This window comes from Modicisalibacter xianhensis, from assembly GCF_900113605.1.
Classification (GTDB): Bacteria; Pseudomonadota; Gammaproteobacteria; order Pseudomonadales; family Halomonadaceae; genus Modicisalibacter; species Modicisalibacter xianhensis.
Genome location: NZ_FOPY01000010.1, coordinates 65,169 through 91,834 on the forward strand (window position 1 = coordinate 65,169; position 26,666 = coordinate 91,834).

Genomic DNA, 26,666 nt, shown 5'->3' on the forward strand with positions numbered 1-26,666 from the left:
CAGTCCCGTTACCGGCAGGCGTATACACAATTGCAACGCGCCGAAGAAGAAGCAACTCGAGTTGCTCAGGGACGAGGGGTCGCCTAATGAATATGGAAATGAGGAAGGCGCATGAAGGTGTGGCAATGCATCGTTGTGTCAGGGTTGGCCTGTGTGCTGACCGTTGCGCAAGCTCAGGAGACATCCACTCCTCCCAAGGACGGCTCGCAAGCGGCCGAGGCCCAGCCCTCCGAGGCTGAGCAGGACAACACCAACCCGCAGTCGGCAGAGTCCGCCCCCAGCGAGCAGGAAACAGCCCAGCAGGCCGATAACGGCTCCGCCCCCAAGCAGGACTGGACTCCAGACGCTTTGTTCGAGCATGTAGTGGGGCGTGCAAAAGAAATGGCCGGCTCGTCCTATGTGGCACCAGAGTCGTCGCTTCCCGACGAACTGGCCAACATGGAATACCATGATTTCCGCAACATCCGCTTTCGGCGCGATGCCGCCCTGTGGCGCAACGAGCGGCTGTTCGAGGTACAACTCTTTCACCCCGGTTTTCTCTACGACACGCCCGTCGATATCCACGTGCTGCGTGGCGGCCGCATCGACGAGGTTGCGTTCGACAGCAATATGTTCGAATACGAAGGCCAGACCGGGCACATCCGCGATATCGTACAAGGCATGAAGCCGGAAAATCTGGGCTTCGCTGGCTTCCGCCTGCACTTCCCCCTGAACACCCCTCAGTACAAGGATGAGTTTCTGGTCTTTCTGGGCGCGTCGTATTTCCGCATGATCGGGCGTGACCAGACCTATGGCATCTCTGCGCGCGGCCTGGCAGTGAATACCGCGACCCAGGGCGGTGAGGAGTTTCCTGCGTTCCGGGAATTCTGGCTGATTCCACCGGAGCCAGACTCGTCGCGAATTACGGTATTCGCCCTGCTCGACAGCCCGTCGGTAACGGGTGCCTATCGCTTCGATATCGAGGCGGCCAACAATACCGTCATCAATGTGGATTCTCGCCTGTTTGCCCGCAACGATGTGGCCAAGCTGGGTGTGGCGCCGCTGACCAGCATGTTCCTGTATGGTGAGAACAGCGTTCAGCATTACGATGATTTCCGCCCCGAGGTCCACGATTCGGATGGCATGCTGATGCATACCTCAGGCAATCAGTGGATCTGGCGTCCGCTTTCCAATCCGCCGTCGCTCAACGTCACTCAGTTGCGTGATAACACACCGCAGGGCTTCGGCCTGATGCAGCGCGATCGGGATTTCGAGCACTACCTGGATACCGCACTCAATTACGAGGAGCGCCCAAGCCTGTGGGTCGAAACGCTGGGCGGCGACTGGGGCGAGGGCGGTGTGGAACTCGTCGAGATTCCTGCAGATTCCGAAACCTACGACAATATTGTTGCCTACTGGGTCCCCGATGACGATTTCCGGGCCGGCGATGAGCGCCATTACCAATATAGGCTGACCACCTATGACGAGCCGATTCCCCATAGGGAATTTGCCCGTGTCATTCGTACCCGCCAGGGATGGGGGGCGCAGCCGGGCGAATCGAACGGACCGCCGCGCAGCCTGCGCCGTTTCGTGGTCGACTTCAAGGGAGGCGAATTACCGTCTCTGTCCGCTTCCCAGCCGGTCGAGGCCCAGTTGACGACCTCCAAGGGTGAGACCAGCGAACTCCATGTCAGGAAGATGCCGGACGGCGAGACCTGGCGGGCCATGTTCAAGCTGTCGCCGCAGGACGATGAGCCGGCTGACATGCAACTGAAGCTGACGTTGCGTGGCAAGCCGCTTACCGAAACCTGGAGCTACATATGGGATCCCAATGACTTATGACAATCAAAGTCGTGGATACGGTATGAGCGAGCAGGAATTGAGTCCCGATCATACCGAGCGTGTCATATCTCCGCCGAGGCAGGCCGAACACACGGCCGACCCCGAGACCTCCACGCGCAAGACTACGCAGGCACCGCCCCGTTCGAAAATGCAGCGTATTCCGCTGCTGGGACTGCGGCGCCTGGTCTTTTTCACACTGTCGCTGCTCACCGCCATCCAGGGCGGCTACATGATGTTCGACATCCTGCGTGCCAATGGCATGAACATGCTGGAAATGTCGATCTGGCTGCTGTTCGTGGTCATGTTCGCTTGGCTGTCGGTCTCGTTCTGGACGGGCATCGCCGGCTTTCTGGTTGTCGCCTTCAAGCGCAACCCGCTGACCCTGAAGCGGGACAGGCCGCTCGAGCAGACGCTCGATCCCGAGCGCCGCGTTGCCTTGGTGATGCCGGTCTACAACGAGGACACCGAGCGGGTCATTGCCGGCCTGGAGGCCACATGTCGCTCGCTGATCGCGACCGGACAGGCCGCGGCCTTCGATGTCTTCCTGCTCAGCGACACGACCGACGAGACCATGGCAGTTGCCGAAAAGCAGGCGGCCTACGCGCTTCGCCAGCGGCTGGGTGACGACCTGACGCTGTACTACCGGCGCCGTGAACGCAACATCGGGCGCAAGGTCGGCAACCTCTCGGATTTCTGCTGCCGCTGGGGGCAGGACTACGAGAGCATGCTAGTGCTCGATGCCGACAGTGTCATGGGCGGTCGCACCATGGTCGGCATGGCGGCAACCATGCAAGCCAATCCGCGTCTGGCCCTGCTGCAGACCGTGCCGCTGCCGGTGCGTTCGAGCACACTGTTCGGACGTTTTCTGCAGTTTGCGGCAACACTTTATAGCCCGATGCTGGCGGCGGGGCAGAGTGTCTGGCAGGGCGACACCGCGAACTACTGGGGACACAATGCGATCATTCGCATTGCCGCCTTCGTCGATACCTGTGGCTTGCCATCGCTACCCGGCAAGGCCCCGATGGGCGGGGAGATCCTCAGTCACGACTTCGTCGAGGCGGCCATGCTGCGTCGCGCCGGCTGGGAAGTGCGCCTGCATGCCGGTGTCGAGGACAGCTACGAGGAGTTGCCGGGCAGCATCATCGAGTACGCCAAGCGCGATCGCCGCTGGTGCCAGGGCAACATGCAGCACCTGCGCCTGCTGTTTTCCAGCGGGCTGCACTGGGTCAACCGGCTGCACTTCCTGCTGGGTGCACTGGCTTACATGGCCTCGCTGCTGTGGCTGGTCATGCTGGCGTTGAGCACCGTGGACGCGGTGACGCGTGCCGTGGTCAAGGTACGCTTCTTCAGCCAGGACTATCAGCTGTTTCCCGAGTGGCCGGAGTCGCGCGTGGCGATGATCGCCTCGTTGCTGGTGATAACCGTCATCATGCTGGTCGTGCCCAAGCTACTGGGGCTGGCCGTGGCCTTGGTCCAGCGGCGCAAGGAGTTCGGCGGCGGACTCAAGCTGACGTTCAGCGCCTTGCTGGAAATCGTCTTCTCGATCCTGATCGCACCGCTGATGATGGCGTTCCATGCCTGGTTCGTGATCAGCGTGCTCTCGGGTCGGACCGTCTCGTGGAGCACCCAGGCGCGTGGTGGGCGATTGATCCCCTGGCGTGAAGCATGGCGGCGGAGTTGGGCAATGACCTTGGCCGGCCTGGTCTGGGGAACGGTCAGTTACTACTATTCACCGCTGTTCTTCTGGTGGCTCTCGCCGGTACTGCTGGGCATGGTGACGTCCGTGTTCATCATCCGTTTCACGAGCAGCATACGGGCCGGTGAGTGGCTGCAGCGCCATGGTCTTTTGTGCATTCCGGCCGAGGTGCGGTTACCGGAGGTGCTCGAGCGGTTGGAAGCGCACGAGGAAGCGGCACCGGCCATGCACGATGTCAAACTCGACGACCATATGCTGTTACCCGGCAGGGAGCGTCGTCAGGACATGCCGGTGCAATCGCTGCGTGCCCCCTTCGGACTGGGTGGGGCGCAAACGCCAGTTTGATATGTCTATTTCGTCTAGGCAAATTTCCACAAATAACTTCCAGGCATAAAGCGTGGCGGTCAGAATGCGGGCAGATTCACTGACTGTATTGATGGACCGCCACCATGCCTTGGGATGCCTGGATTACGTTGGCCACGACATTGGCTGCGTTCGTACTGATGGCCACGACACGTATCGGCCCCGACATGATTCTGCTGGGGGCCGTGGTGTGGCTGTTGACGCTGGGTATTCTCGACACGTCCCAGGCGCTGGCCGGATTCTCGAACAGTGGCCTGTTCACCGTCGCGTTCATGTACGTGCTGGTCGCGTGCATTCGCGAAACCGGTGGCATCGACCTGATCATTCGCTACGTGCTCGGGCGGCCGCGCACCGAGACGGGGGCCCAGGTTCGGCTGCTGTTTCCCGTCTCCGCGATCAGCGCGTTTCTCAACAATACCCCGGTGGTGGCAACCTACATTCCTGCCGTGATGAGCTGGAGCCGCCGGCTGGGCCTGTCGTCGCACCGCTTCCTCATGCCGCTGAGCTTTGCCTCGATCCTGGGCGGTACCTGCTCGCTGCTGGGGACCAGCACCAACCTGGTCGTCAATGGCCTGCTTGAGGATCGCTATCCGGAGCTCTCTCTGGGCCTGTTCGATATCGCCTGGGTGGGCGTACCGGTCGCTGTCCTGGGGCTGGCCTACCTGCTGCTGGCCGGGCGCTTCCTGCTGCCCGAGCGTGCCGGCACTGCACAACTCTTCGACAATCCGCGTGAGTTCACCATTGAGATGGAGGTCGCGCCTGACGGTCCTATCGTCGACAGGACGGTCGAGGAAGCGGGCCTGCGCCATCTCGAGGGCTTGTTTCTGGTCGAGATCGAGCGCAGCGGTAACGTGGTCAGCGTGGTCGGGCCGGGCGAGAAGCTGAAGGGCGGGGACCGTCTGGTCTTTGCAGGCACCACAGAGGCAGCCGTCGAACTGCAGCAGATACGTGGGCTGCGACCATCGATCCAGGGCGAATCCAGCCTGCAGAAGGACTATCGCGAGCGCCGCCTGGTCGAGGCCGTCGTCTCGGATCAGTGCCAGTTCATCGGCCGGCGCATTCGTGAGGGGCACTTTCGAACACTCTATGGTGCCGCCGTGCTGGCCGTGTGTCGTCATGGCGAGCGAGTCGCCGGCAACCTTGGGCAGATTCGACTTCAGCCGGCCGATGTCCTGCTGCTCGAGGCGCGGCCGCCCTTCATCGAGCGTCACCGCCAGTCCAAGGATTTCCTGCTGATCAGCCGGGTCAATGGCCAGGCTCGCCCCATCCACGAAAAGGCCTGGCTGGCCTGGAGCATACTCGCCGGTGTCGTGGCCCTGGCTTCGTTCGGCGCACTGAGCATGCTCAACGCGGCAATGCTGGGCGCAGCACTCGCCGTGCTCACCGGCTGCTGCTCGATCAGTGCTGCCAAGCGCGGCCTGGACACGCAGGTGCTGCTGACCATTGCCGCGTCCTTCGGGCTGGGGCTTGCCCTGGAAAGTTCCGGTGCTGCGGCCAGCCTGGCCAGCCATGCCCTGGCGCTGGCCGGTGGTAATCCGTATCTGCTGCTCATCGGTGCGTATATCCTGGTGGCGCTGTTGACGGAGGTGGTAACCAACAATGCCGCTGCCGTGATTGCCTTTCCCATCGTGACCGCGAGTGCCGAGAGTCTGGGTGTCAATGTGCTGCCCTATGCTATCGCCGTCATGTTTGCCGCATCGTCGAGCTTCCTGACCCCGATCGGCTACCAGACCAATCTTATGGTGTATGGGCCAGGGGGCTATCGCTTCAGCGATTTCCTGCGTGTCGGCGGCGTACTCAATATTCTGGTGGGTGTAGTGGCGCTAATCCTGATACCGCGGATCTGGCCCTTCTAGGGCGGCTTGCCGGGTTCGTCGGAAATGGGGCTGTCGGGTTACAGTAAGGGCATCGTTCTCAAAGGAATGCCTCATGCCTGAATCCAAGCCGCTCATCATCGAACCCGACCAGGGCCGCCAGGCCGATGCCGCCGTCATCATCCTGCATGGCCTGGGCGCAGACGGTCACGACTTCGCACCGCTGATTCCTGCCTTGAACGTGCCCGGCAAGCCAGCTATCCGCTACGTGCTGCCGCACGCTCCCAGTCGGCCGGTGACCATCAATGGAGGCATGCGCATGCCGGCCTGGTACGACATTCTGGACATGAACCTGGGGCGGCGAATCGATGAAATCCAGCTCAAGGCGTCCGCCAAGCAGGTCCAGGGCCTGATCGACGAGCAGCGTCGTTTGGGGATCGACAGCGAACGGATCATCGTTGCCGGCTTCTCTCAGGGGGGCGCAGTCGCCTACGAGGCGGCGTTGAGCTATCCCGAGCCGCTGGGCGGCCTGCTGGCGCTGTCGACCTATTTCGCTACCGGTGACAGTATCGAATTGGCCGAGGCCAACCGTCACCTGGCGACCGAGGTGCATCATGGCACCTTCGATCCGGTCGTGCCGGAGTCGCTGGGGCGGGCCGGTTTCGAACGTCTCAGGGCCCTGGGCATCCCGGCGGAATACCGCACCTATCCCATGGCGCATGCGCTCTGCCCCCAGCAGACCGTGGATATCGGCAACTGGCTGGGCCATTGCCTGGGCTGAACACGAGAGTTGACTGACGGAGTGAAGAACGACGCTTCCCGGCGCATGCGCTGGCAGGCCTGCCTGCACGCGACACGTCCGCCATTTCTGCTGTTGGCGCCGCTGTGTGTGCTGATCGGTGTCGGCGCCGCGCGGGTAGAGGGCCTGCCGTTGACCTGGCGGGATGTCTGGTTGGCCCTGTTGGGTAGCCTGACGGCACATGCCGCGGTCAATCTGCTCAACGAGTACCATGACTTTCGCAGCGGGCTCGATGCCATGACGCGACGGACGCCATTCTCGGGCGGTAGCGGTGCCCTACCGGCCTGCCCCCGGGCGGCGCCCCTCGTGGCTCTGGCTGGTGCGGCCTGCTTGACCGCCACCGTGCTCGTTGGCGGCTATTTCCTGATGCAGCGCGGTGTGCCGATGCTGGTCTTCGGTGTCGCCGGGCTGGCCCTGGTCTGGGGCTACACTGGTTGGATCGTGCGTCGCCCCTGGTTGTGTCTGCTGGCGCCTGGCGTGGGGTTCGGCGTGCTGATGGTACTGGGCAGCCACTGGGCGGTCAGTGGCCGGCTGAGCGGTACTGTGCTGACGGCAGCGCCGATACCCACACTGCTGGTGAGCGCCTTGTTGCTGGTCAACCAGTTGCCGGATATCGACGCCGACCGGCAAGTCGGGCGTCGCCATCTGGCGATCGTTCTGGGGCTGCGCCGGGCGGCGCGGGTGGCGGCCTGGCTAAATACCGCAGCCTTTGCCTGGCTGGCATTGGCGCTCATGGCGGGCGGGTTGCCTGAGGATACCTGGCCGGCGCTGCTGCCTGGGTTGGCGGCGGGATGGCTATGCCTGGGGTTATATCGGCTCGAGGAGTGCGCAGGCGACGGTGAGCGTCGCCAGTTACTGCCATTGTTGGCGGCCCAGGTCGGCATCCTGCTCGTCACACTGGCTGTGCTCGACCTGGGGCTGTGGTGGGCTGGCTGAGTGTCAGTGCCCGAGCATGGCGTCGAGGTCTTCGCGTGAGGGCAGGGCGGCATAGGCGCCGGGGCGTGTCACTGCATGCGCGCCGCAGCGGCAGGCGGTCTCCACTGCGCGGACCAGGCGTTCGTCGTCATCGCTCCAGTCAGCAAAGCCGGCGGCATCCACATCGGCCTCGGCCAGTAGGGCCAACAAACCGCCAATGAAGGCGTCGCCACCGGCCGTGGTGTCGACGGCCCGAACCTGTGGCGGCAACACCTCCAGGCGACGGCCGAGCCGATGGATCTCCACGGGGCGCGGACCGTCGGTAATCACGATCAGCTTCACGCCGGCGGCGAGCCGCCGGTTGAGCCAGGCGTCTTCCGGGTGATCGCCACGCAGCTTGTCGACCTCCTCGCGGGACAGCTTGAGCAGGTGCGCCCGGTCGAGGAGCGAGGTGGCCAGGCCGATATCCACCTTGCCCTCCGGCCACAGGTTATCGCGCAGGTTGGCGTCGACACTCACCAGACTGCCCGAGCGCTTGGCGATGTCGGCCAATGCCAGGGTCGTCTCGGCGATGCTTTCCTCGGTCAGGCTATTGCTGCACAGGTGCACGATGGCCGGCTCGCTGAAGATGCCGGCAGGCAGGTGCTCGAGCCGGTAGAGCAGGTCGGCGGCCGGCGGGCGATAGAAGTCGAAGGTGCGCTCGCCCTCGGCATCCCGCGAGACGAAGGCCAGTGCCGTGCGGGCCTGCCGGGTGGTCACCACGCCCGAGGTGTCGACGCCGTGACTGGCCATTTCCGTGGTCAGGAAACGCCCGAAACGGTCGTCGCCGACCATGCCCAGGAATCGGCTGGGTACGCCGAGCCGTGCACAGGCGACGGCGACATTGGCTGGCGCGCCGCCGGCATAGGGCGTGAAGGTTTCCGGTCCGCTGCCATTCCCCAGGCGGCTCGATAGCATGTCGACGAGGGCTTCGCCGAAGGCGATGACGGGAATCATGACGTTTTCCCCTGGCTGGTGGCTTTGGCCTTGGTCTTTCCCCCGGATCGGCCGGCCTGGGTCTGTGTGGCCGGCTGATGGGCAGGAAAATGCTGACGCACCAACGCTAACAGACCTTGGGTGGAGGCGTCGAAGTCCTGGGTGCGCTCGTCGATGCGCTCGCTGATTTCCCCGGCGATGCGCTTGCCCAGTTGCACGCCCCACTGGTCGAACGAGTTGATGTTCCAGATCACGCCCTGGACGAACACCTTGTGCTCGTAGAGCGCGATCAGTGCCCCCAGGTTGCGCGGCGTCAACTCGTCGAGCAGCAGGGTGCTCGAGGGGCGGTTGCCTGGGCAGCTGTAGGGGTCGAGCTGACTGCCTTTCTGGCTACCCTCCATGAAGGCATTGGCCTGGGCGAGCATGTTGGTGAGCAGGGCGAAGTGATGCTCTTCCATGCCGGGCTCGGGCTTGAGCGAGGCGATGAAGTCGATCGGCACGTAGCGGGTGCCCTGATGCAACAACTGGAAGAACGCGTGCTGGCCGTTCGAGCCGGTCTGGCCCCAGACGATCGGGCCGGTCTTGTAGTTCACCGGCTGGCCGAAGATATCCACGGACTTGCCGTTGGATTCCATGTCGAGCTGCTGCAGGAATGCCGGCAACTGATGCAGCGCCTGATCGTAAGGCACGATGGCCTGGGTTTCCGCGCCCATGAAGTTGATGTACCAGATACCGATCAGCGCCATCAGTACCGGCATGTTCTCGGCGAAAGGCGCCTCGATGAAGTGACGGTCCATCTCGTAGGCGCCTTCGAGCAGTTCGAGAAAGCCTTCGTAGCCGATGGACAGGGCGATGGGCAGGCCGATCGACGACCACATCGAATAGCGTCCGCCGACCCAGGCCCAGAACTCGAAAACGTTCTCCTCGCGGATGCCGAATTCCATGGCTGCCTTGCGGTTGGTGGAGGCTGCGATGAAGTGGGCGCCCACGTCGGCGTCTTCGCCAGCATTGTCGAGAAACCAGCGCCGCGCGGTCTTGGCGTTGAGCAGGGTTTCCTGGGTAGAGAAGGTCTTGGTAGAGACGATGAACAGCGTAGTGGCCGGGTCGAGGCGCCGCAGCACCTTCTGTATATGTGCACCATCGACGTTGGAGACGAAATGGAAATTGAGGTCGCCATGCCGGTAGTTGAGCAGGGCGCGGCAGGCCATGTTGGGTCCAAGGTCCGAGCCGCCGATGCCGATGTTGACCACGTCGCGAATACGCTCACCACTGTAGCCCTTCCAGGTGCCATCACGCACGGCCTCGGAAAAGGCGCGAATCTGCTCGCGGGTGCGCTTGATCTCGGGCATCACGTCCTGGCCGTCGACGATCACCTGCTCGTCGCCCAGGCTGCGCAGCGCCGTATGCAGGACCGGGCGGTCCTCGGTAACGTTGATGATGTCGCCGGAGAACATCTGCGCGCGCCGTTGCACCAATGCTGAGTGATCGGCCAGCTCGAGCAGCTTGGCAAGCACGGCATCGGAGAGGTGATGCTTGGAATAGTCGAGGAACAGCCCACCGACACGCAGGCTCATCTTCTCGAAGCGCTGTGGGTCATGGCTGAAGTAATCGCCGATACGGTCGTTGGCGGTATCGCGATGCAGGCGCTCGAGGGCCTGCCAGGTAACGCTGCGGGTAAGCTGGAACATGAGCGTGTCCTTTGTTGTTTTGAAGTCGATGAATCGTGTCACCTTGGCGCCTGGCACGGTACCACGCTTTCGATTGTCGGTCAGCGTCACAGGCCGAACGCGTCAGCCGACTCGCTGGCTGCGCGCTTCCTCGAGCAGTGCAAACCAGGTCGGGCGGTCCAGGTCGACCCGCCCCTCGCGGGCGAGCTCGTGTATCCGGTTGTCCTTGAGTGTGCCAATCACCGGCACCGGTTGGCCGGGCAGGCGGCGCAGCCAGGCCAGGGCCAGGCCGGCGTGACTGATTTGCAATTCCTTGGCCATGCGTTCGATGGCGGTCCCCAGCACGTCCTCGAACACCGACCCACCACCCAGTGACGAGCGGGCGATCGGTTGATGCCCATCGCTGAGCACCGCGTCGTACAAGCCATTGAACAGCGAAGCGGGGTGGGCCAACGACAGCTCCAGTTGATTCACCACGAGGGGGCTGGTCATGGCTTGCTGCAGGCGCCGCCACTGCTCGGGCAGGAAATTCGATACCCCGACGGCGCCGACCTTGCCGGCGGCGATGGCGGTGTCCAGCACGTGTGCGGTCGCGCTCACGTCCATCAGCGGGTCGGGGCGTTGCACGAGGAAGTGGTCGAGATGCTCCACGCCCAGCCGCGACAGGATGCCGTCGATCGCCTGGCCGAGATAGGCCGGAGAGGTATTATAATGCTTGACCCCGAAGCGTGAGGTATCGCGTCCGGGCAGCACGACACCGGCCTTGGCGACAGTGTGAATCCGCGACTTCAGAGCGGGGCGCAGTGCCAGGGCTTCACCGAACAGGGCTTCGCAACGGCGGTCGCCATAGGTGTCGGCATGGTCGAACCATGTCAGGCCCTCGTCGAGCCGGGCTTCGATCCAGTCCGCCAGTGTCCTGGGGTCACTCAACGACGGAGAATCGCTCAGGCGCATCATGCCCAGCAGGAAGGGAGCATCGAAGCCGGAGGTCATGGCTAGGACTCTCGTGACAAGGTGGTGGCGAGCAGGTGCTGAGCGCCGGGAACCAGCCACACTGGATCGACACGCGTACAGGCAGCCTCGACACACAGGAAACGACGCGCCACGTCGGCTGGCGTGTCCGAGGGCAGTTCGGTGTCGGGATGCCAGACCACGGTGGAGTCGCTGCCTTGCTTGGCGATACGCAGTCGACGCTGGCCGTCATCGAGCACCACTTCACGATTGGACTGATAAATACGATCGATGGCGCCACGGATGCCCGGTTCGCCCTGCTGGACGTCTTCGGCGAAGCCCTTGAGCTTGTCCAGATAGCGGGACCCGGCCAGCCCCTCGATACGGCACTGGTGAGTGTCGCCCACGCTGAAGTAAGTGTGCAGGGCGCCGGTATACTTGACCGGCGTCTCACCGCGGTGTTCGGTGATGAGCTCGACATGCAGGCGCTGGGCATTGGCCTGGATCACCGCGCGCGGCACCAACTGGTCGTGCAGCCGCGTTTCGGGTGACAGGTGCAGCTCGACTCCCTGCTCATGTTCGTCGACGGCGTCGAGCCGCCACTGGGCCTTGCGCGCCGTGCCATGCATCGGCCCCTGGCCATCCGGCGACTCATCGGCGAACCAGGGCCAGCACAACGGGATGCCACCACGAATCGCACCGGGCATGGCCTGGGGTGTCGTGGTGACCCACAGCCAGCCGGCGCTGTCATCGCCGTCCGGTCGGAAATGCAGTACCTGAGCGCCTTGCAGCGACACGGCCAGCTCTCCCCAAGCCTCGCGGGCCAGCCACACGCGCCGGCCCTCCCAGTCGGCCTGGCGCTGTCCGTCGGTAGCGTCGAGTAGCTCGCGCAGGGATTGAGGAATCATTCCACCTCCTTGTTGTGCAATGCTTCGGCGGCCCCCAGCAGCCCGGTCCAGGGCGCGGTGACCACCCAGATAGGAATGCTGTCATTGTACTCGCGCATGCGACCCTTGTTGATGAAGGCTTCCTGAAATCGGCTGTGCTGCAGCCAATCGATCAGCCGCGGCATGATACCGCCGCATAGGTAGACGCCGCCCCGCGCACCGAGGGAAAGTGCCGCGTCGCCGCACACATCGCCCATGATCTTGAGAAAGCGCTTGAGGGTCTCGACAGACACGCTGTCGCCGGCGCGGGCCGCGCCGGTGACTTCGGCCGGGGTATTGTAGCGCGGTGCCGCCCGGTGCAGCTCCGCATGGGCGCGGTATAGGTCGAGTAGCCCCTGGCCGCACAGTAGGCGCTCCACCGAGACGCGGCCATACCGACTGATGAAGTAACCGGCCAGCGCCAGTTCCTGTTCATCGGTGGGGGCGAAGGTGACGTGCCCCCCCTCGGTGGTCAGGGGAATCCAGGCCTCGCTTCCCGGAAACAGACCGGCAACACCCAGCCCGGTCCCGGGCCCCATGATCAATCGGGCCCGGTTCTGTTCGGCATGGCCTGGCTTGACCTGGATCCGTTCCTCATCGCCGATGTGAGGCACGCCCAACGCCTGGGCGGTGAAGTCATTGATGACCTTGAACAGGTCTAGTCCGAGAGACTGTTTCACCTCGCGCTTGGAAAAGCGCCAATGGTTATTGGTCATACTGACGATGTCGTCATGCACCGGGCAGGCGAAGGCCAGGCAGGCTTCCACTGGCGCGTTCGCCCCGGTCGCTCCCACCCGTTCCAGATAGTCGCGCACGGCATCGACCAGATGGGGGTAATCCACGCAGGGCAGCGTCTGGATGTCGCGCAGGTCGAACGTCTCCGGCGTCACCAGGGCGAAACGCGCATTGGTGCCGCCGATATCACCGATCAGTGCCGCTCGGGTCATGCCTGGCCACCCTTGTCGATCAGGTCCTGGGCCTCGAAGCCACCGAAGGTGGCGGCACCGTCCTCGGCGCGGCCGACCTGGCTACGGAAGCCGGCGAACAGTTCACGGCCCATGCCGTAGCGGTAGTCCTCGAGGTGAGTGGTGGCCAGCTCGCGGGATTGCCATTCGGCCTCGTCGACCAGGGCGTTCAGTTCGCCCTTGTTGGCGTCCAGACGGATGACATCGCCTTCCTTGAGGCGCGCCAGCGGACCGCCATCGACCGCTTCGGGGGACAGGTGAATTGCTGCGGGCACCTTGCCGGAGGCGCCTGACATGCGTCCATCGGTCACCAAGGCCACCTTGTAGCCGCGATCCTGCAGCACGCCGAGGTAGGGCGTTAGCTGGTGGAGTTCGGGCATGCCATTGGCGCGTGGCCCCTGGAAACGCACGACGACGACCACGTCGCGGTCGAGTTCGCCGGCATCGAAGGCCGCCTTGAGTTGGCTCTGATCGCTGAACAGGCGTACTGGCGCCTCGACCACGCGGTGCTCGGGCTGCACGGCGGAAATCTTGATCACCCCGCGACCGAGGTTGCCGTCGAGTACGGTCAGTCCGCCGGTGGGCGAAAACGGGTTGGCAACCGGACGCAGCACGTCGGGATCCATGCTTTCGGTGGGGCCTTCGCGCCACACCAGCTTGCCGTCCTCGAGGAACGGCTCCTTGGTGTAGTCGCGCATGCTGCCGCCGAAAACAGTCGGAATGTCTTCATGGAGCAGGCCGGCGTCGAGCAGTTCGCGGATCAGGAAACTCATGCCGCCGGCGGCCTGGAAGTGGTTCACGTCCGCCTGACCGTTGGGGTAGATGCGCGTCAGGCTGGGAATCACCGCCGAGAGCTCGGTGAAATCGTCCCAAGTCAGGGTCAGGCCCACGGCGCCGGCCATCGCCACCAGGTGCAGCGTGTGATTGGTTGACCCACCCGAGGCGAGCAGGCCAATCACCGCGTTGACGATCGCCTTCTCGTCGATCTGCTGCCAGAAGGGGCGATAGTCGCCGCCCGGTGCGCTGTTGCGGACCGCCTGTTCTGCAGCGTACTGGGTCAGGGCATCTCGCAGCGGCGTATAAGGATTGACGAACGACGCGCCTGGCAGGTGCAGGCCCATCATCTCCATCATCAGCTGATTGGAATTGGCGGTGCCATAGAAGGTGCAGGTTCCCGGCCCGTGGTAGGACTGCGATTCGGCTTCGAGCAGTTCGTCGCGGCCCACCTTGCCCTCTGTATAGAGCTGGCGGACGCGGGCCTTCTCCTTGTTGGGCAGGCCGCTCGTCATTGGCCCGCCCGGCACGAAGATTGCGGGCAGGTGGCCGAAACGAGCAATTCCTATGAACAGGCCTGGTACGATCTTGTCACAGATACCAAGAAGCAGTGCCGCATCGAACATGTTGTGGGACAACGCCACGCCGGTGGCCATGGCGATCACGTCGCGTGAAAACAGTGACAACTCCATGCCCGGCTGGCCTTGGGTGACGCCATCGCACATGGCGGGTACGCCGCCGGCGAACTGGGCCGTCGAGCCCATGCTGCGCGCCGCTTCCTTGATGACCTCGGGAAAGGTGGCAAACGGTTGATGAGCCGAGAGCATGTCGTTATATGACGAAACGATACCCAGGTTCGCGCTGTTCATCAGCTTCAACTGGTTCTTGTCCTCGGTGCCACAGGCAGCAAAGCCGTGAGCCAGGTTGCCGCAGGACAACTCGCCCCGGTGGACGCCACGGCGGTGCTGGTCCTGCATGTGACGCTCGTAGAGCGCCCGCCGGTCGCTTGAGCGTTCGCGGATGCGCTGGGTCACGCGGGACACGGTTTCATGAACGGCCATGGGGACCTCTCTTCACGGTCGAGTAAAGGATTTTTCGTAAACTTACCAAAACAATGCTTGAATGTCGTGACCCTTTTGGGTCAGATTATGGTCTAAAGCGTAGGATTGTTTCATCGTGACTGCCTCCTGACCGCTGCCGGCGGCAGGCGAGCGTGGTCACCCGAGATTCACGCCACCACTTGTTGCAGTGAGGAGGTCACATGACGCTGCGTATCGCTATCAACGGCTTCGGGCGCATCGGGCGTAACGTGTTGCGTGCCCTTTACGAAAACGGCTACCGCGATCGGGTTCAGGTCGTCGCCATCAACGACCTGGGCGATCCGGCGCTGAATGCGCATCTGCTCAGGCACGATAGTGTCCATGGGCACTTTAGTCATTCCGTCGACCATGATGAAGAAGCGCTGGTGGTGGACGGGGATCGTATCCTGACCTTCGCCCAGCGCGATCCGGCCCAACTGCCCTGGGACAAGTTGCAGGTCGACCTGGTCATGGAATGTACCGGGCTGTTCACCAAGCGGGCCGATGCCGCCAAGCATCTGGAGGCCGGCGCAGGCCGCGTGCTGATATCGACGGCGACCTCGGACGCCGATGCCACGGTGGTCTACGGTGTCAACGAGCAGGTACTCAAGCCGGAACACCGTGTCGTCTCCAATGCATCCTGCACCACCAATTGCCTCGCGCCGCTGGCCAAGGCGCTCAACGATGCCATCGGTATCGACAACGGGCTGATGACGACGGTGCACGCCTACACGAATGACCAGAATCTGTCAGATGTCTATCACAAGGACCCCTACCGTGCGCGCAGCGCCACCCAATCGATGATTCCGACCAAGACCGGGGCGGCAGCGGCGGTCGGCCTGGTGCTGCCCGAGCTGCAAGGCAAGTTCGACGGCCTGGCCGTGCGTGTGCCGGTGATCAACGTGTCCTTGGTCGATCTTGTGTTCACCGCCAGCCGCGACACCAGCAGGGAAGAGGTCAATGCCGTGGTCGAGAAGGCCGCCGCCCAGTCCGCCGTGCTGGACGTGAATGCCCAGCCGCTGGTGTCGGTGGACTTCAACCATAACGCGCATTCGTCTATCTTTGACGCCAACCATACCCGCGTGAACGGTCGCTTGGTCAAGGTCATGGCCTGGTACGACAACGAATGGGGCTTCTCCAATCGGATGCTGGACACGGCGTTGGCCATGCAAGCTACGGCCTGAGTGAGGAAAGACCCCCAGGTCCTGGCATTGACGAGCCGGGTCTCTAGGAAGAAATAGGGTGCTTCGGCGCCCTTTTTTCTTGGCGTTTCGGTGCGCCGGGAGTGCGGCAATGTGGTTGGCACTTCATGCAGCCATGGTGATATGTCGCGCCTAGCGTTAAAGTGGGGTTTGCTAGCCGCAGCTGGCGCGCCTTGCCGTGGCTGATGTGTTAGCTTTAAGTAAAGTTAAGGACCAACGTTTTACAGACTGCATTGCACATGAATGATAGCGTTACCCAAGCACAGCGGTTGATCGGGGCGCGTCTACGCGATCCCCGGCGTCGGCGCCAGGGATGCATCATAGGCATCGACCAGAATCGCGGTCAGCCGGCATTGCTGATTGTCTGGGAGGGGCAGGGGCAGGCCGAGCGCGTACCGCTGACGGCCCAGGAGTTGCGTACCCTGGTCCAGGCCTGTGATACCGTCCCCCCGAGCCGGAGAGTCTGGGGCAACGGCCATCAAAGCGCATGCCTGCAGGCCAGTATGCCTCGCTTGCCTGCACCGCCCATGGGGTTGGTCAAGGAGGAGTCGCATACGGCCATTGATGGGCCGCGCTTCGCGTTTGCACAAGGATCGTCATAAAGGAACCATGAACATGCCGGCAACGTTGCAGCTGCTGCCCCGATTCCTCGATGCACTGCTTTGCGCGTCTCCGGCAGTGGTTTATGCCACGGATTCCCAATGGTGGCTGGGAAAGCTTCATTATTTGGGCGTCAACGTCAAGACGCTATGCGGTATCGATCGTGACTGGCTGCGGGAATCCCCCTCGCGTTGGCTGGATCTGCTGCCAGCGGCATCACGAGACGAGGTGCTGGCGCGGCTGGAGCAAGCCTGCACAAGCGGGGACAATCAGGTTTCCCTTCACTATACCCTGCGCCACCACGATGGTTCATTGCACCATCTTCAGGACGATGTCGTGATTCATCGCGATAACGATGGGACCGTGAGCGAACTGGTGGGTGCGCTGGTCGACATCACCGAGCGCCAGAACCTGCTCCAGCGTTTCGAGAAGCTCAGTGACCAATTGCCGGGCACCTTGTATCAGTGCCGCATGACAAAGGATGGCCAGTTATCCTTTCCCCTGGTGAGTTCGGGCGTGCTGCGCATGTTCGGAATTTCGCCCAGCGAGGTGACCGACTGCGCCGACGCGGCGTTGTCTCGTGTACACCCGCAGGACATCGAAGGGGTCTGGCGCAGTATTCGGCGTAGTGCCGCGCGCCTGAGTACCTGGCGTCACGAGTTCCGCTGCCTGCATCCCGATGGACGTGAGCTGTGGGTCTGCGGTCAGGCCTCGCCGGAGCGCGAGGCGGATGGCGGCATCCTGTGGCATGGGTTCTGCGAGGACGTCACCCTGCGCAAGCAGGCCCAGCAGGCGCTGGCCGAAAGCGAACGTCGCTATCGCTTCATCGTCGAGCACGTCAGCGACCTCATCATGCTGATCGATGCCGATGGGATCTGCCGCTATGCATCGCCTTCGGTCGGCAATGTGCTGGGCTACGTTCCCGAGGATCTCACGGCACGCGCGTTGATCGAATTGCTGCCGCCCGACGATGCGCCTCGCATCCAGCGCCGGATTCACGAATCGTCGCGAATGGGGCGCAACCTGCAGCTTGAATTGCGGGTGCGCCATTGCCAGGGCCATTATCTCTGGCTGGAAACCAGCTGCTCCCCCTACATCAACCCCTACAATGGCCGTTACGAATGGGTGCTCGCCGTCGGTCGCGACGTCACCGACCGCAAGCTGCGCGAGATGAAGCTGCATGAGCTCTCGACCACCGACAGCCTGACAGGGGCGCTCAACCGGGGTGCCTTCCTGGGTTGCCTGAAAACCTCGATCGAGGCGGCCGAGAGCATGCCGTCGCGCCTGTCGCTAATGATCTTCGACATCGACCATTTCAAGGCCATCAACGATACCTGGGGTCATGCCGCCGGTGATCTGGTGCTGGCCAGCCTGGGCGAAATCTGTCGCAGCACGTTGCGCTCTCACGATATCTTTGGCCGTATCGGGGGAGAGGAGTTCGCCCTGGTACTCACCGGGCGCTCACTGAGCGAGTCGGCAATGCTTGCCGAGCGCCTGCGCAAGAAGTTCGAGGGCGTTCGCGTAGAGTTCCATGGCCAATGGCTCAATTTCACCGTCAGCTTTGGCATTGCCGAGCGCCGTGATGGCGAGACCCTGGACGATCTCATGCATCGGGCCGACATGGGGCTCTACGTGGCCAAGCGAGAAGGACGCAACCGCGTGCATCAGGCCCTTTACACCGAATCGTGAGCGTCGCCCAACGGCTTGTGTCATTGGCTGGAGCTTTCGAACAACGAGAAACAAGGAGATTGCCATGAAAGCGCGCTTCACGTGGTTGTGTCTTTTGCCGCTGCTGTTGGCGGCGGCGGTGGCGCAGGCCCAGATCCAGACCAACCCTGTCCAGGCCGATGATACCCAGATCAATGTCGTCCAGGGCCCCCAGGTCAAGGGCGAGATATTTGAGTACTCGACGGGCGGCGAGACCTACCAGGGCTATCTGGCACGCAACGTCAGTGACAAGACGCCGCGTCCCGCCGTGCTGGTCGTGCATGAATGGTGGGGACTCAACGATTACGCCAGGACCCGCGCCGATCAGCTGGCTGCGCTGGGATTCGTGGCGCTGGCCGTCGACATGTATGGCCAGGGGCAGGTCGCGACGCATCCCGATGAAGCCGGTGCCTTCTCGAGACAGGTCATGCAGGACTGGCCCGCCGCGCGTGCGCGTCTCGAGGCCGCCATGACCAAGCTGAGCGAGCATCCGGCCGTGGCGGATACCGGCATGGCCGCCATCGGCTATTGTTTTGGTGGTGGCATCGTCATGAACATGGCGCTGTCAGGGATGCCCATCGAGGCAGCAATTAGTTTTCATGGCTCCCCGACCCAGGCCGTGAAGAATCCGCAGCCCTTCGAGGGGATCGTACAGATTCATAATGGCGCTGAGGATCCCTTGGTCAAGCGCGAGGCTTTGATGGGCATGGCCAGGGCGCTAGAGGCCCAGGGCGCCGAGGTGAAGGTGGTCAACTATCCGGGGGCCACTCACGGTTTTACCAGTCCCGAATCCGGCGAGGCTGCCGCAGAGTTTGGCCTGCCGTTGGGCTATGACGCGGCAGCCGATGCCGCGTCCTGGCAGGCAGCGTTGCTGGCGCTGGACGAGGCGCTGAATGACTGATGGCCGTCAGATGAGGCGTAGCAGCTTGAGCAGCCAGCGCCGATAGGGTGGCTGCATAAGCCAGGCAGTGTTGCGACGCGCCTGCTGGAAGACGCTGCGCTCATGACTGAAAGTGACGAAGCCGTGCTCGCCGTGATAGGCGCCAATACCGCTCTGGCCGACGCCGCCGAAGGGGAGGGCGTCCTGGGCGGCCTGGAGCATTGTGTCGTTGAAGGCCATGCCGCCGGAGTGCGTGCCGGCGATCAGGCGCCCACGGTAGGCCGCATCGCGGGTAAAGGCATACAGTGCCAGAGGACGCGGGCGTCGGATGACATGGTCGATGGCCGCCTCGTCATCCTTGACCCCGATGATCGGCAGCAGCGGGCCGAAGATCTCTTCCTGCATTAGTCTCAGTTCATCGTGCGGATTGATGATGAGCGTCGGGGGCAACTTGCCGCTGGCCTCCAGTTGTTCGGCGCTGGCTACCAACTCCATCACGCGACAGCCCCGGTCTTCCGCTTCGTTCCTCAGGTCGACGAGACGTTGCCGGTATTGCCGATTGATGATGGCCGTGTAATCGTCATTGTCAGCCAGACGGGAATAGAACTGGCTGACAGTACGCTCGAGCGCCTTGACCAGTCCGTTGAGTCGACGCTCCGATACCAGGACATAATCCGGCGCGATGCAGGTCTGTCCTGCGTTGAACCACTTGCCGAAGGCGATGCGCCGGGCGGCCTCGTCGAGGTCGGCATCGTCGGCGACGATGGCGGGTGACTTGCCACCGAGCTCCAGCGTGACCGGTGTCAGGTTGGCTGCCGCCGCCTGGGCAACTTGTCGACCGACCTGGGTGGAGCCGGTAAAGAACAGATGGTCGAAGGGCAGTCTGGCGAAAGCCTGGCCCGTCTCCCGGTCACCGGGCACGACATGCAGCTCATCCGCTGCAAAGTAATGCTCGGCAAGCTCTGCCATCAGGCGCGAGGTGGCCGGTGTCAGCTCGCTGGGGTTGATCATGACACGATTGCCGGCAGCCAGGGCGCTGACTGCAGGCATCATGGCCAGTTGCCAGGGATAATTCCACGGTGAAATGATGCCCACCACGCCCAGAGGCTGGCGGTGGATCTCGCCGCGTGCCGGCAGGAAGCGCCAGTTGAGCGCCACACGCCGCGGGCGCATCCAGTACTTGAGATGCCGACGTGTGTGGCGTAGCGCCAGTTGTAGCGTGGTGATTTCGGCCAGGCGTGTCTCGACCGAGGAGCGGTGGCCGTAGTCCTGGCGAATGGCGCGCTCGATCTCATCGACATGCTGCCGTGTCATGCTTTCCAGCCGGGCCAGGCGTTCGCGACGGACCGCCAGGCTTGGGTAGGGCGCCTGGCGAAATGCGGCTTGCTGTTGTGCAAAGTGACGTTGCAGCGAAGTGGCGCGGGCGGGGGCAGTCTGCGTTGTCGTCATGCGCGAGTGTCCTCTAGATAGTGAATGCCATGATGCCGAACAGCGTCAGCACGAAGCCACCGAACAGCAGCAGGCCCGCCAACGAAAGCAAGATGAGCAGATAACCCAGGATCAATGCAGCCAGCGCCCAAGCGTCTCCCTGTTCACCATTGCGGCGAATCTGGTGCCTGGCGATGTGTCCGCATACCACGCCGCCCAAGGCCGCCGGGGCGACGAACACTGCCAGCACGCTTAGCCCGAAGGCGACCAAGGCCATCAGATTGGTGCCGGCACCCGGGGGCGACGGGGGAGGGAACGAAGGATACTCGGCCATGTCTGTCTCTCTGTTTGTACCGCCTGGCTCTTGGAGAGCACCGATTGGTTGTCGTGTCGGTGCCCTGCTTAGACAGTAACCCAACCGGAAGGCTATCGTGAACGCACCCGGCCTTCCATGTCATGACGGGAGACGAGATGCGCCACGAGGTAACCACGATCGATGCCATCGAGGCAGTGCCCGCCGATCTCTGGAATGCACTGGTCGGCGACGACCAGCCCTTCCTGCGTCATGAGTTCCTGCATGCCTTGGAGGCGACGGGCGCCGTGACGCCCGAGAAAGGTTGGTCGCCGCGTCACCTGCTGGTGTGGTGGAAAAGCAAGTTGGTTGCCGCGATGCCACGCTATGCCAAGATGCATTCCTACGGCGAGTACGTCTTCGATTGGGCCTGGGCGGATGCCTGGGAGCGCGCAGGTGGCGACTACTATCCCAAGGGATTGACGGCCATTCCCTTCACGCCGGTGCCTGGCCCGCGGGTGATCCTGGCGCGGCAGGCAGAAAGGCAGGAGGTGCTGCGCGCCTTGGCTGAGCAGTGCTGCAACGAGGAGCAATCGAGCTGGCACCTGCTGTTTGCCGAGGACAGCGAAGTGGATGCCTGGTTGCAGGTGCGCCCGCAGCTCATCGAGCGTCATGCCGTACAGTTTCAATGGCAGGATCAGCATTTCGGCGACTTCGATGGCTTTCTGTCGGCGATGACCTCGAAACGCCGCAAGGAGATCCGGCGCGAGCGGCGGCGTATCGCCGAGCAGGGGCTGGTCATGCACCGCCTGACCGGCGACGCCATTGACGACAAGGCATTGGCGCATTTCTACCGCTGCTACCAGATCACCTACATGGAGCGCGGTCAGCATCCCTACCTGCCGCGCGCCTTCTTCCAGCGGCTGCGAGACCGGATGCCCGAATCGCTGTTGCTGGTGCAGGCGCGCCTGGCCGATCAGCCAGTGGCGTCGGCACTCTGCCTGCAAGGAGATCAGACCCTGTACGGGCGCTATTGGGGCAGCGAGGTGGAGGCCGACTTTCTGCACTTCGAAACCTGTTACTACCAAGGCATCGAGCACTGCCTGGCTCATGGCCTGGTGCGTTTCGATCCCGGTACCCAGGGTGAGCACAAGCTGGTGCGCGGCTTCGTTCCTCGTCGTCTGCGTTCGCTGCATCATATCGCCGATCCCGGTTTTCACCACGCGGTGGCACGCTTCTGTCGCGAGGAGCGCGACTATATCGAGGCCTACCATCGCCAGGCACTGACACGGCTACCGTTTCGTCAGGCCGAGAATCAACAGGAACGCTAGATAAGGAAGCTCCGGTCACATGCACTTTCTCTATGAAGCGGCGGTACTGCTGGGGGCGGCAATCATCATCGTGCCCCTGTTTCAGCGTCTGGGCCTCGGCTCGATTCTTGGCTATCTGACCGCCGGGCTGTTGCTCGGCCCGTCGGTGACTGGCTTCGTCGCCGAACCCGAGACGGTGTTGCACTTCGCCGAGTTCGGCGTGGTCATGCTGCTGTTCATCATCGGGCTGGAACTGGAGCCCTCCCGGCTGTGGGCAATGCGCAAGCGCCTGCTTGGCCTCGGTTCCCTGCAGTTGCTGGGCTGTGCCGCGCTATTGATGCCGCTGGGTCTGACCCTGGGGCTGACCATCGAGGTCTCGGTCCTACTGGGATTGATCCTGGCCCTGTCGTCGACGGCCTTTGCCCTGCAGGTTCTCAACGAACATCACCAGTTGCCGTCGCCGCACGGTCAGGCTGCCTTCGCCATCCTGCTGTTCCAGGACCTGGCGGTGATACCGTTGCTGGCATTGCTCCCGCTGTTTGCCGGAGACATTGCCGTGACCTCGGAAGATTCCTGGCTGGCCGTGCTGCGTGGCGTGGGCTGCGTGGTGGCCGCCATCGTTTTCGGACGGCTGGTATTCCCGCGGGTGCTGGCTATTGTCGCGCGCAGTGCAGTGCATGAGGTGTTCACCGCCTCGGCCCTGTTCATGGTGCTGGGCATGGCACTGGTCATGGAGTGGGCCGGGCTGTCGATGGCCCTGGGTGCGTTCCTGGGAGGGGTGATGCTGGCCGATACCGTCTACCGGCACGAGCTCGAGGCCAATATCGAGCCCTTCAAGGGGCTGCTGCTGGGCCTGTTCTTCATTGCCGTGGGCATGTCGGTGGACTTGTCGCTGGTGTTCGACAACCTGCTTTGGGTGCTGGGCATTACCTTCGGACTGCTGCTCGCCAAGACGGCCATCATTGCCGCGGTAGGAGTGGTAGCGAGGCTGCCGAAGACCGAGCTGCCGCGTCTGGCCACGGTGATTTCCCAAGGCGGCGAATTTGCCTTTGTACTGCTGACCGCGGCGGTGAGTGCCGGGGTGTTCGATCAGCGTGTCGCCAGCCTGTGCATCGCTGCAGTCACGCTGTCGATGGCACTGACGCCGTTTCTCTATCGCGCCGGAGAACGTTTCGGAGCGCGTTTCCGCGAGACGCGGCCCTACGATGGCGACTTCGTTGATGACTCTCCGCCGGTGCTGATCGCCGGGCTGGGGCGCTTCGGCCAGATGGTGGCGCGCATGCTCAAGACCCAGGACATCAACTTCACCGCGCTTGATCCCAATATCCGCCAGGTGGAGTTCATTCGCCGGTTCGGGTCGCGCATCTACTATGCTGATGCCACGCGGCTGGACCTGCTCCGGGCGGCCGGTGCCGAGCAGGCGCGGGTGCTGGTGATTGCGGTCGACAACGCCGAGACCGCCAATACCATCGCCCGATTGGCGAAGATGCATTTTCCCCAGATCAAGATCTATGCCCGGGCACGCAATCGTCATCATGCCTGGCAACTGATGGAAATCGGTGTCGAGGCGGTGGTCCGCGAGACATTCCCGGCAAGCCTGGAGATGAGTGCCGAAGTGCTCAAGGGGTTGGGCTACCCGAGTTCCAACGCCATGGATGCGGTGCGTACCTTCCGTGATTTCGACATCCAGCTATTCCAGGATTCCTACGAGCATCGCCACGACGAGGAAATGCTGGTCGCCAACGAGAAGGCGGCCATGGCCGAGCTACAATCCCTGTTTCAGAAGGAATTGAACGGTCGGCCATTGCGCGACGAGACGCCAGGGGTTGAACGTACCGAGCCGGAAGTGCCTTAGACCAGGCCCCAGAAGCGAGGCCGACACGACGATTCAAGGGAGAAAGCCATGGCACCCAGAGACTGGCAACAGCGCCTGGAGGGGCTGGATATCATTCCCCAGGGCAATCCGACCCCGCTTACTGGAGGCGACATTGCCGCCGTGTGGCGCCTGGAAACCACCCAGGGCCCGGTGATCCTCAAGCAGGACGATGCCCAGCGTCTGGCCGGCGAAGCTGACGGGTTGCGGGCCTTGCAGTCAGCCAGGACGTCACTGGTGGTGCCCGGGATCCTGGGGCTCGATGACGACCTGCTGGTCATGGAGGCGCTGGAAACCGGCGGACGGCGCAACGAGCAGGCCCTGGGTGAAGGGTTGCGCGAGCTGCATGCGGTGACGGGCGAGACGCATGGCTGGGAACGAGACAATGCCTGTGGTCTGACGCCACAGCCCAATACGCCCTGTGACGACGGCCGCACCTTCCAGCGCGATTACCGGCTGCTGCCACTGGGCCGCGCCTGTCACGACAAGGGGCTGCTGGACAAGGCGACCCTGAACTCGCTGGACAGTATTGCCGAGCGACTCGAGGAGTGGCTGCCCGATACCCGGCCCCGCCTGCTGCATGGCGACCTGTGGTCGGGGAACGTGCTGTGTACCACACGGGGTCCGGCGATCATCGATCCGGCCGTCTACCGGCACTATCCCGAGGTGGACCTGGCCATGCTGACCCTGTTCGGGTCGCCTTCGACCGCATTCTTCGAGGCCTACTGGGACGGGCCGGCACCGGACGACTGGTCACGCCGGCAGACCCTGTTCCAGCTCTATCCGCTACTCAACCACCTGCTGTTGTTCGGCAGCGGCTATCGTGGCGCGGTGGCGCGCGCCATCGCAGAGTTGTTATAGCGCCGGCAACTCCGAGGTCAGCGCGTCGCCCAATGGGCCATAGGGGCGTTGCATACCGAGATGGGGCTGAGCTCAGCTTGGGCCGCGATTCGTGGCCAGCCTGTGCCTGAGGCGTTGCCACCAGCCAGCCGGGCGGGACGAGTGGCTGCTGGTACTGCCAGATCGTTCCAGAAACTCCCGTATCGGGGTGACCTGTTCGGCACGGTCCAACAGCGGGGCATGACCACAGCCCTTGGCGGTCACGGCGGCCATGTCGGGGTGGATCCTGCCCATGCGTTTGACTGTCGCTTCGCTGAGCAGCGGCGAGAACTCGCCGCGCACGACCATCAACGGGCAGCGGATAGCGCGCCACTCCGCCCACATGTCGCGGGGCGTATCATGGACGAATTGCTCGGCGATGCGTGGATCGTAGTGGAACGTCCAGGTACCGTCGGGCATGCGCCTCGCACTGTCTAGCGCAAGGCGGCGCCAAGTCCCCTCATCGTCGATGCCGAACCCGGTGTAGTGCGCCTTGAGTTCGTTCAGCAGGGCGCCGAAGGTGGGGAAATAATGCGGCACCCCGAAATAACTGGCCAGGTCGGCCAGGCCTTCCTGCTCGATCTCGGGGCCAACGTCATTGATGACCAGTCGTTCGATTCGACGGTGCCCCAACTCGGACGCGGCCAGCAACATGCCCAGCAGGCCCCCCATCGAAGTACCCAGCCAGGCTACACTGGTCAGCCGATAATGATCGAGCAATGCCAGGGCAACCTGCATGTAGCGTTCATAGAGATAATCGTGTGCGGGAAACAGCGGCCAGCTCGACAGGCCACGCCCGGGCGTGTCGGGGGCAATCACGCGCCAGCCGGGGCCGAGTTCGCGTGCCAGTCCTTCGAAGTCACCACCATGACGGGCCAGGCCATGCCAGGCGATCAGGGTGCGAGGAGCCCGGGGGTTCCAGATACGCACCGCAATTTCCTGAGCCTTGATTTCCACCAGTTCCAGGGCGTCCATGGTTCTTCCCGTATCGCTATGCGTAAAAGCAGTGTAGCGACTACGCTGCTTTGCAACATGCGAATTCTCAGGGCTCGTATCGCATGAGCCGGAAAAGCGTGTTGACTACCTCGCGGCCTTCTTCCTGCAGTGAAAAGCGCTCGGGATTGCGCAACCAGTCGTGGATGAGACCACCCAGGGTCGCCTGCAACAAGCGGGATGCCGTGTCAGGCGACAAGTGCGGCTTCAGCAGACCCAGTTCGTGAGCGTAGCGAAACTGCTCGCGCATGCCGGCCTGGCATTCTTCCACCAGGCGATTCTGCATTTCCAGCGGATTGATATCGCTGAAGAATTCACAGCGGTGCAGGAGGATGGCATGGATACGCCGGGACTTGGGCTGCTCGATACGCGTCAGGCCATTGAGACAGGCCAGGCGCAGGGTTTCCAGGGGGGAGTCGACATCCGTGGTGTCCCGCACCTCGTCCATCATCTCCTCGAAAGGCATGCGCACCCGGTCGAGCAGGGCATGGAACAGGTCGGCCTTGTTCTTGAAGTGCCAATAGACAGCGCCGCGTGTCATGCCGGCATGCCGCGCAATCTGCTCCAAGGAGGTACGTGCCACACCGTTGTCGTAGAACACCTCCTCGGCAGCATCGAGCAGGGCCTCGCGGGTTGCTTCGGCTTCGGCTTTGGTTCGTCTGGGCATGGTCGGGCCCCCGCTGTTTCGGTCGTACCGGAAAATGTGACAAGTCGATGGCAAGCATCTTAACGCAACCTTCTGCAGTTTACATTCATG

Annotated in this window: 22 protein-coding genes; 12 read left to right on the top strand and 10 right to left on the bottom strand. The window is 63.1% G+C overall.

Annotated features, from left to right (window positions below):
• Positions 1-111: 111 nt before the first annotated feature.
• The 5 genes from BM194_RS13010 to BM194_RS13030 all read left to right on the top strand — a co-directional run bounded on the left by BM194_RS13010 (position 112) and on the right by BM194_RS13030 (position 7,429).
• On the top strand, positions 112-1,821 hold the full coding sequence (locus tag BM194_RS13010; RefSeq protein ID WP_092847387.1) for an OpgD/OpgG family glucan biosynthesis protein: 1,710 nt from the start codon (positions 112-114) through the stop codon (positions 1,819-1,821).
• 22 nt (positions 1,822-1,843) lie between these two features.
• Entirely contained in the window at positions 1,844-3,862 is a 2,019-nt protein-coding gene (mdoH, locus tag BM194_RS13015) for a glucans biosynthesis glucosyltransferase MdoH (protein WP_092847389.1), read from the top strand.
• A gap of 104 nt (positions 3,863-3,966) precedes the next feature.
• Positions 3,967-5,736 (top strand): SLC13 family permease, encoded by a 1,770-nt coding sequence (locus BM194_RS13020; protein WP_092847391.1) that lies wholly within the window; start codon positions 3,967-3,969, stop codon positions 5,734-5,736.
• Positions 5,737-5,809: 73 nt separating this feature from the next.
• A complete protein-coding gene (locus BM194_RS13025) occupies positions 5,810-6,475 on the top strand; it encodes an alpha/beta hydrolase (protein WP_092847394.1) in 666 nt (221 codons plus the stop codon).
• 21 nt (positions 6,476-6,496) lie between these two features.
• Positions 6,497-7,429: a prenyltransferase gene (locus BM194_RS13030; RefSeq protein WP_218155397.1), complete on the top strand. Its 933-nt coding sequence runs from the start codon at positions 6,497-6,499 to the stop codon at positions 7,427-7,429.
• Positions 7,430-7,432: 3 nt separating this feature from the next.
• On the opposite strand, the gene BM194_RS13035 is transcribed toward BM194_RS13030, so the two are convergent.
• The 6 genes from BM194_RS13035 to edd all read right to left on the bottom strand — a co-directional run bounded on the left by BM194_RS13035 (position 7,433) and on the right by edd (position 14,727).
• A complete protein-coding gene (locus BM194_RS13035; protein WP_092847398.1) occupies positions 7,433-8,404 on the bottom strand; it encodes a carbohydrate kinase family protein in 972 nt (323 codons plus the stop codon).
• Complete coding sequence (pgi, locus tag BM194_RS13040; protein WP_092847400.1) at positions 8,401-10,071, bottom strand: glucose-6-phosphate isomerase; 1,671 nt, start codon at positions 10,069-10,071, stop codon at positions 8,401-8,403. The genes BM194_RS13035 and pgi overlap by 4 nt, the downstream gene beginning before the upstream one ends.
• Before the next feature lie 102 nt (positions 10,072-10,173).
• Positions 10,174-11,043 (bottom strand): aldo/keto reductase, encoded by an 870-nt coding sequence (locus BM194_RS13045; RefSeq protein WP_092847401.1) that lies wholly within the window; start codon positions 11,041-11,043, stop codon positions 10,174-10,176.
• A 2-nt stretch (positions 11,044-11,045) separates the two neighbouring features.
• Complete coding sequence (locus tag BM194_RS13050; RefSeq protein WP_092847403.1) at positions 11,046-11,909, bottom strand: D-hexose-6-phosphate mutarotase; 864 nt, start codon at positions 11,907-11,909, stop codon at positions 11,046-11,048.
• Positions 11,906-12,874, bottom strand: a complete 969-nt coding sequence (gene glk, locus BM194_RS13055) for a glucokinase (RefSeq protein ID WP_092847405.1) — start codon at positions 12,872-12,874, stop codon at positions 11,906-11,908. The genes BM194_RS13050 and glk overlap by 4 nt, the downstream gene beginning before the upstream one ends.
• A complete protein-coding gene (gene edd, locus BM194_RS13060; RefSeq protein WP_092847407.1) occupies positions 12,871-14,727 on the bottom strand; it encodes a phosphogluconate dehydratase in 1,857 nt (618 codons plus the stop codon). The genes glk and edd overlap by 4 nt, the downstream gene beginning before the upstream one ends.
• A gap of 200 nt (positions 14,728-14,927) precedes the next feature.
• On the opposite strand from edd, the gene gap reads away from it, so the two are divergent.
• The 4 genes from gap to BM194_RS13080 all read left to right on the top strand — a co-directional run bounded on the left by gap (position 14,928) and on the right by BM194_RS13080 (position 19,155).
• Complete coding sequence (gene gap, locus BM194_RS13065; protein ID WP_092847409.1) at positions 14,928-15,929, top strand: type I glyceraldehyde-3-phosphate dehydrogenase; 1,002 nt, start codon at positions 14,928-14,930, stop codon at positions 15,927-15,929.
• A 257-nt stretch (positions 15,930-16,186) separates the two neighbouring features.
• Positions 16,187-16,549: a hypothetical protein gene (locus tag BM194_RS13070; RefSeq protein ID WP_092847411.1), complete on the top strand. Its 363-nt coding sequence runs from the start codon at positions 16,187-16,189 to the stop codon at positions 16,547-16,549.
• A 13-nt stretch (positions 16,550-16,562) separates the two neighbouring features.
• Positions 16,563-18,236, top strand: coding sequence for a sensor domain-containing diguanylate cyclase (locus tag BM194_RS13075; RefSeq protein WP_177223412.1), 1,674 nt, complete (start codon positions 16,563-16,565; stop codon positions 18,234-18,236).
• Positions 18,237-18,300: 64 nt separating this feature from the next.
• A complete protein-coding gene (locus BM194_RS13080) occupies positions 18,301-19,155 on the top strand; it encodes a dienelactone hydrolase family protein (RefSeq protein WP_092847415.1) in 855 nt (284 codons plus the stop codon).
• Positions 19,156-19,161: 6 nt separating this feature from the next.
• Here BM194_RS13080 and BM194_RS13085 read toward each other — a convergent pair whose 3' ends face one another.
• Together BM194_RS13085 and BM194_RS13090 are read right to left on the bottom strand one after the other, a co-directional pair.
• Entirely contained in the window at positions 19,162-20,583 is a 1,422-nt protein-coding gene (locus tag BM194_RS13085) for a coniferyl aldehyde dehydrogenase (RefSeq protein ID WP_092847416.1), read from the bottom strand.
• Between the two features lie 13 nt (positions 20,584-20,596).
• A complete protein-coding gene (locus tag BM194_RS13090; protein WP_244890963.1) occupies positions 20,597-20,896 on the bottom strand; it encodes a DUF4190 domain-containing protein in 300 nt (99 codons plus the stop codon).
• A gap of 137 nt (positions 20,897-21,033) precedes the next feature.
• Here BM194_RS13090 and BM194_RS13095 point away from each other — a divergent pair, with 137 nt between their 5' ends.
• The 3 genes from BM194_RS13095 to BM194_RS13105 are packed head-to-tail and all read left to right on the top strand — an operon-like array spanning position 21,034 to position 24,898.
• Positions 21,034-22,185, top strand: coding sequence for a GNAT family N-acetyltransferase (locus tag BM194_RS13095; RefSeq protein WP_244890964.1), 1,152 nt, complete (start codon positions 21,034-21,036; stop codon positions 22,183-22,185).
• Between the two features lie 19 nt (positions 22,186-22,204).
• On the top strand, positions 22,205-24,019 hold the full coding sequence (locus BM194_RS13100; protein ID WP_092847418.1) for a monovalent cation:proton antiporter-2 (CPA2) family protein: 1,815 nt from the start codon (positions 22,205-22,207) through the stop codon (positions 24,017-24,019).
• Positions 24,020-24,067: 48 nt separating this feature from the next.
• Complete coding sequence (locus BM194_RS13105; protein ID WP_092847420.1) at positions 24,068-24,898, top strand: fructosamine kinase family protein; 831 nt, start codon at positions 24,068-24,070, stop codon at positions 24,896-24,898.
• A 72-nt stretch (positions 24,899-24,970) separates the two neighbouring features.
• On the opposite strand, the gene BM194_RS13110 is transcribed toward BM194_RS13105, so the two are convergent.
• Together BM194_RS13110 and BM194_RS13115 are read right to left on the bottom strand one after the other, a co-directional pair.
• Positions 24,971-25,891, bottom strand: a complete 921-nt coding sequence (locus BM194_RS13110) for an alpha/beta fold hydrolase (RefSeq protein WP_092847421.1) — start codon at positions 25,889-25,891, stop codon at positions 24,971-24,973.
• 67 nt (positions 25,892-25,958) lie between these two features.
• Positions 25,959-26,576, bottom strand: a complete 618-nt coding sequence (locus tag BM194_RS13115) for a TetR family transcriptional regulator (protein ID WP_092847422.1) — start codon at positions 26,574-26,576, stop codon at positions 25,959-25,961.
• Positions 26,577-26,666: the final 90 nt, after the last annotated feature.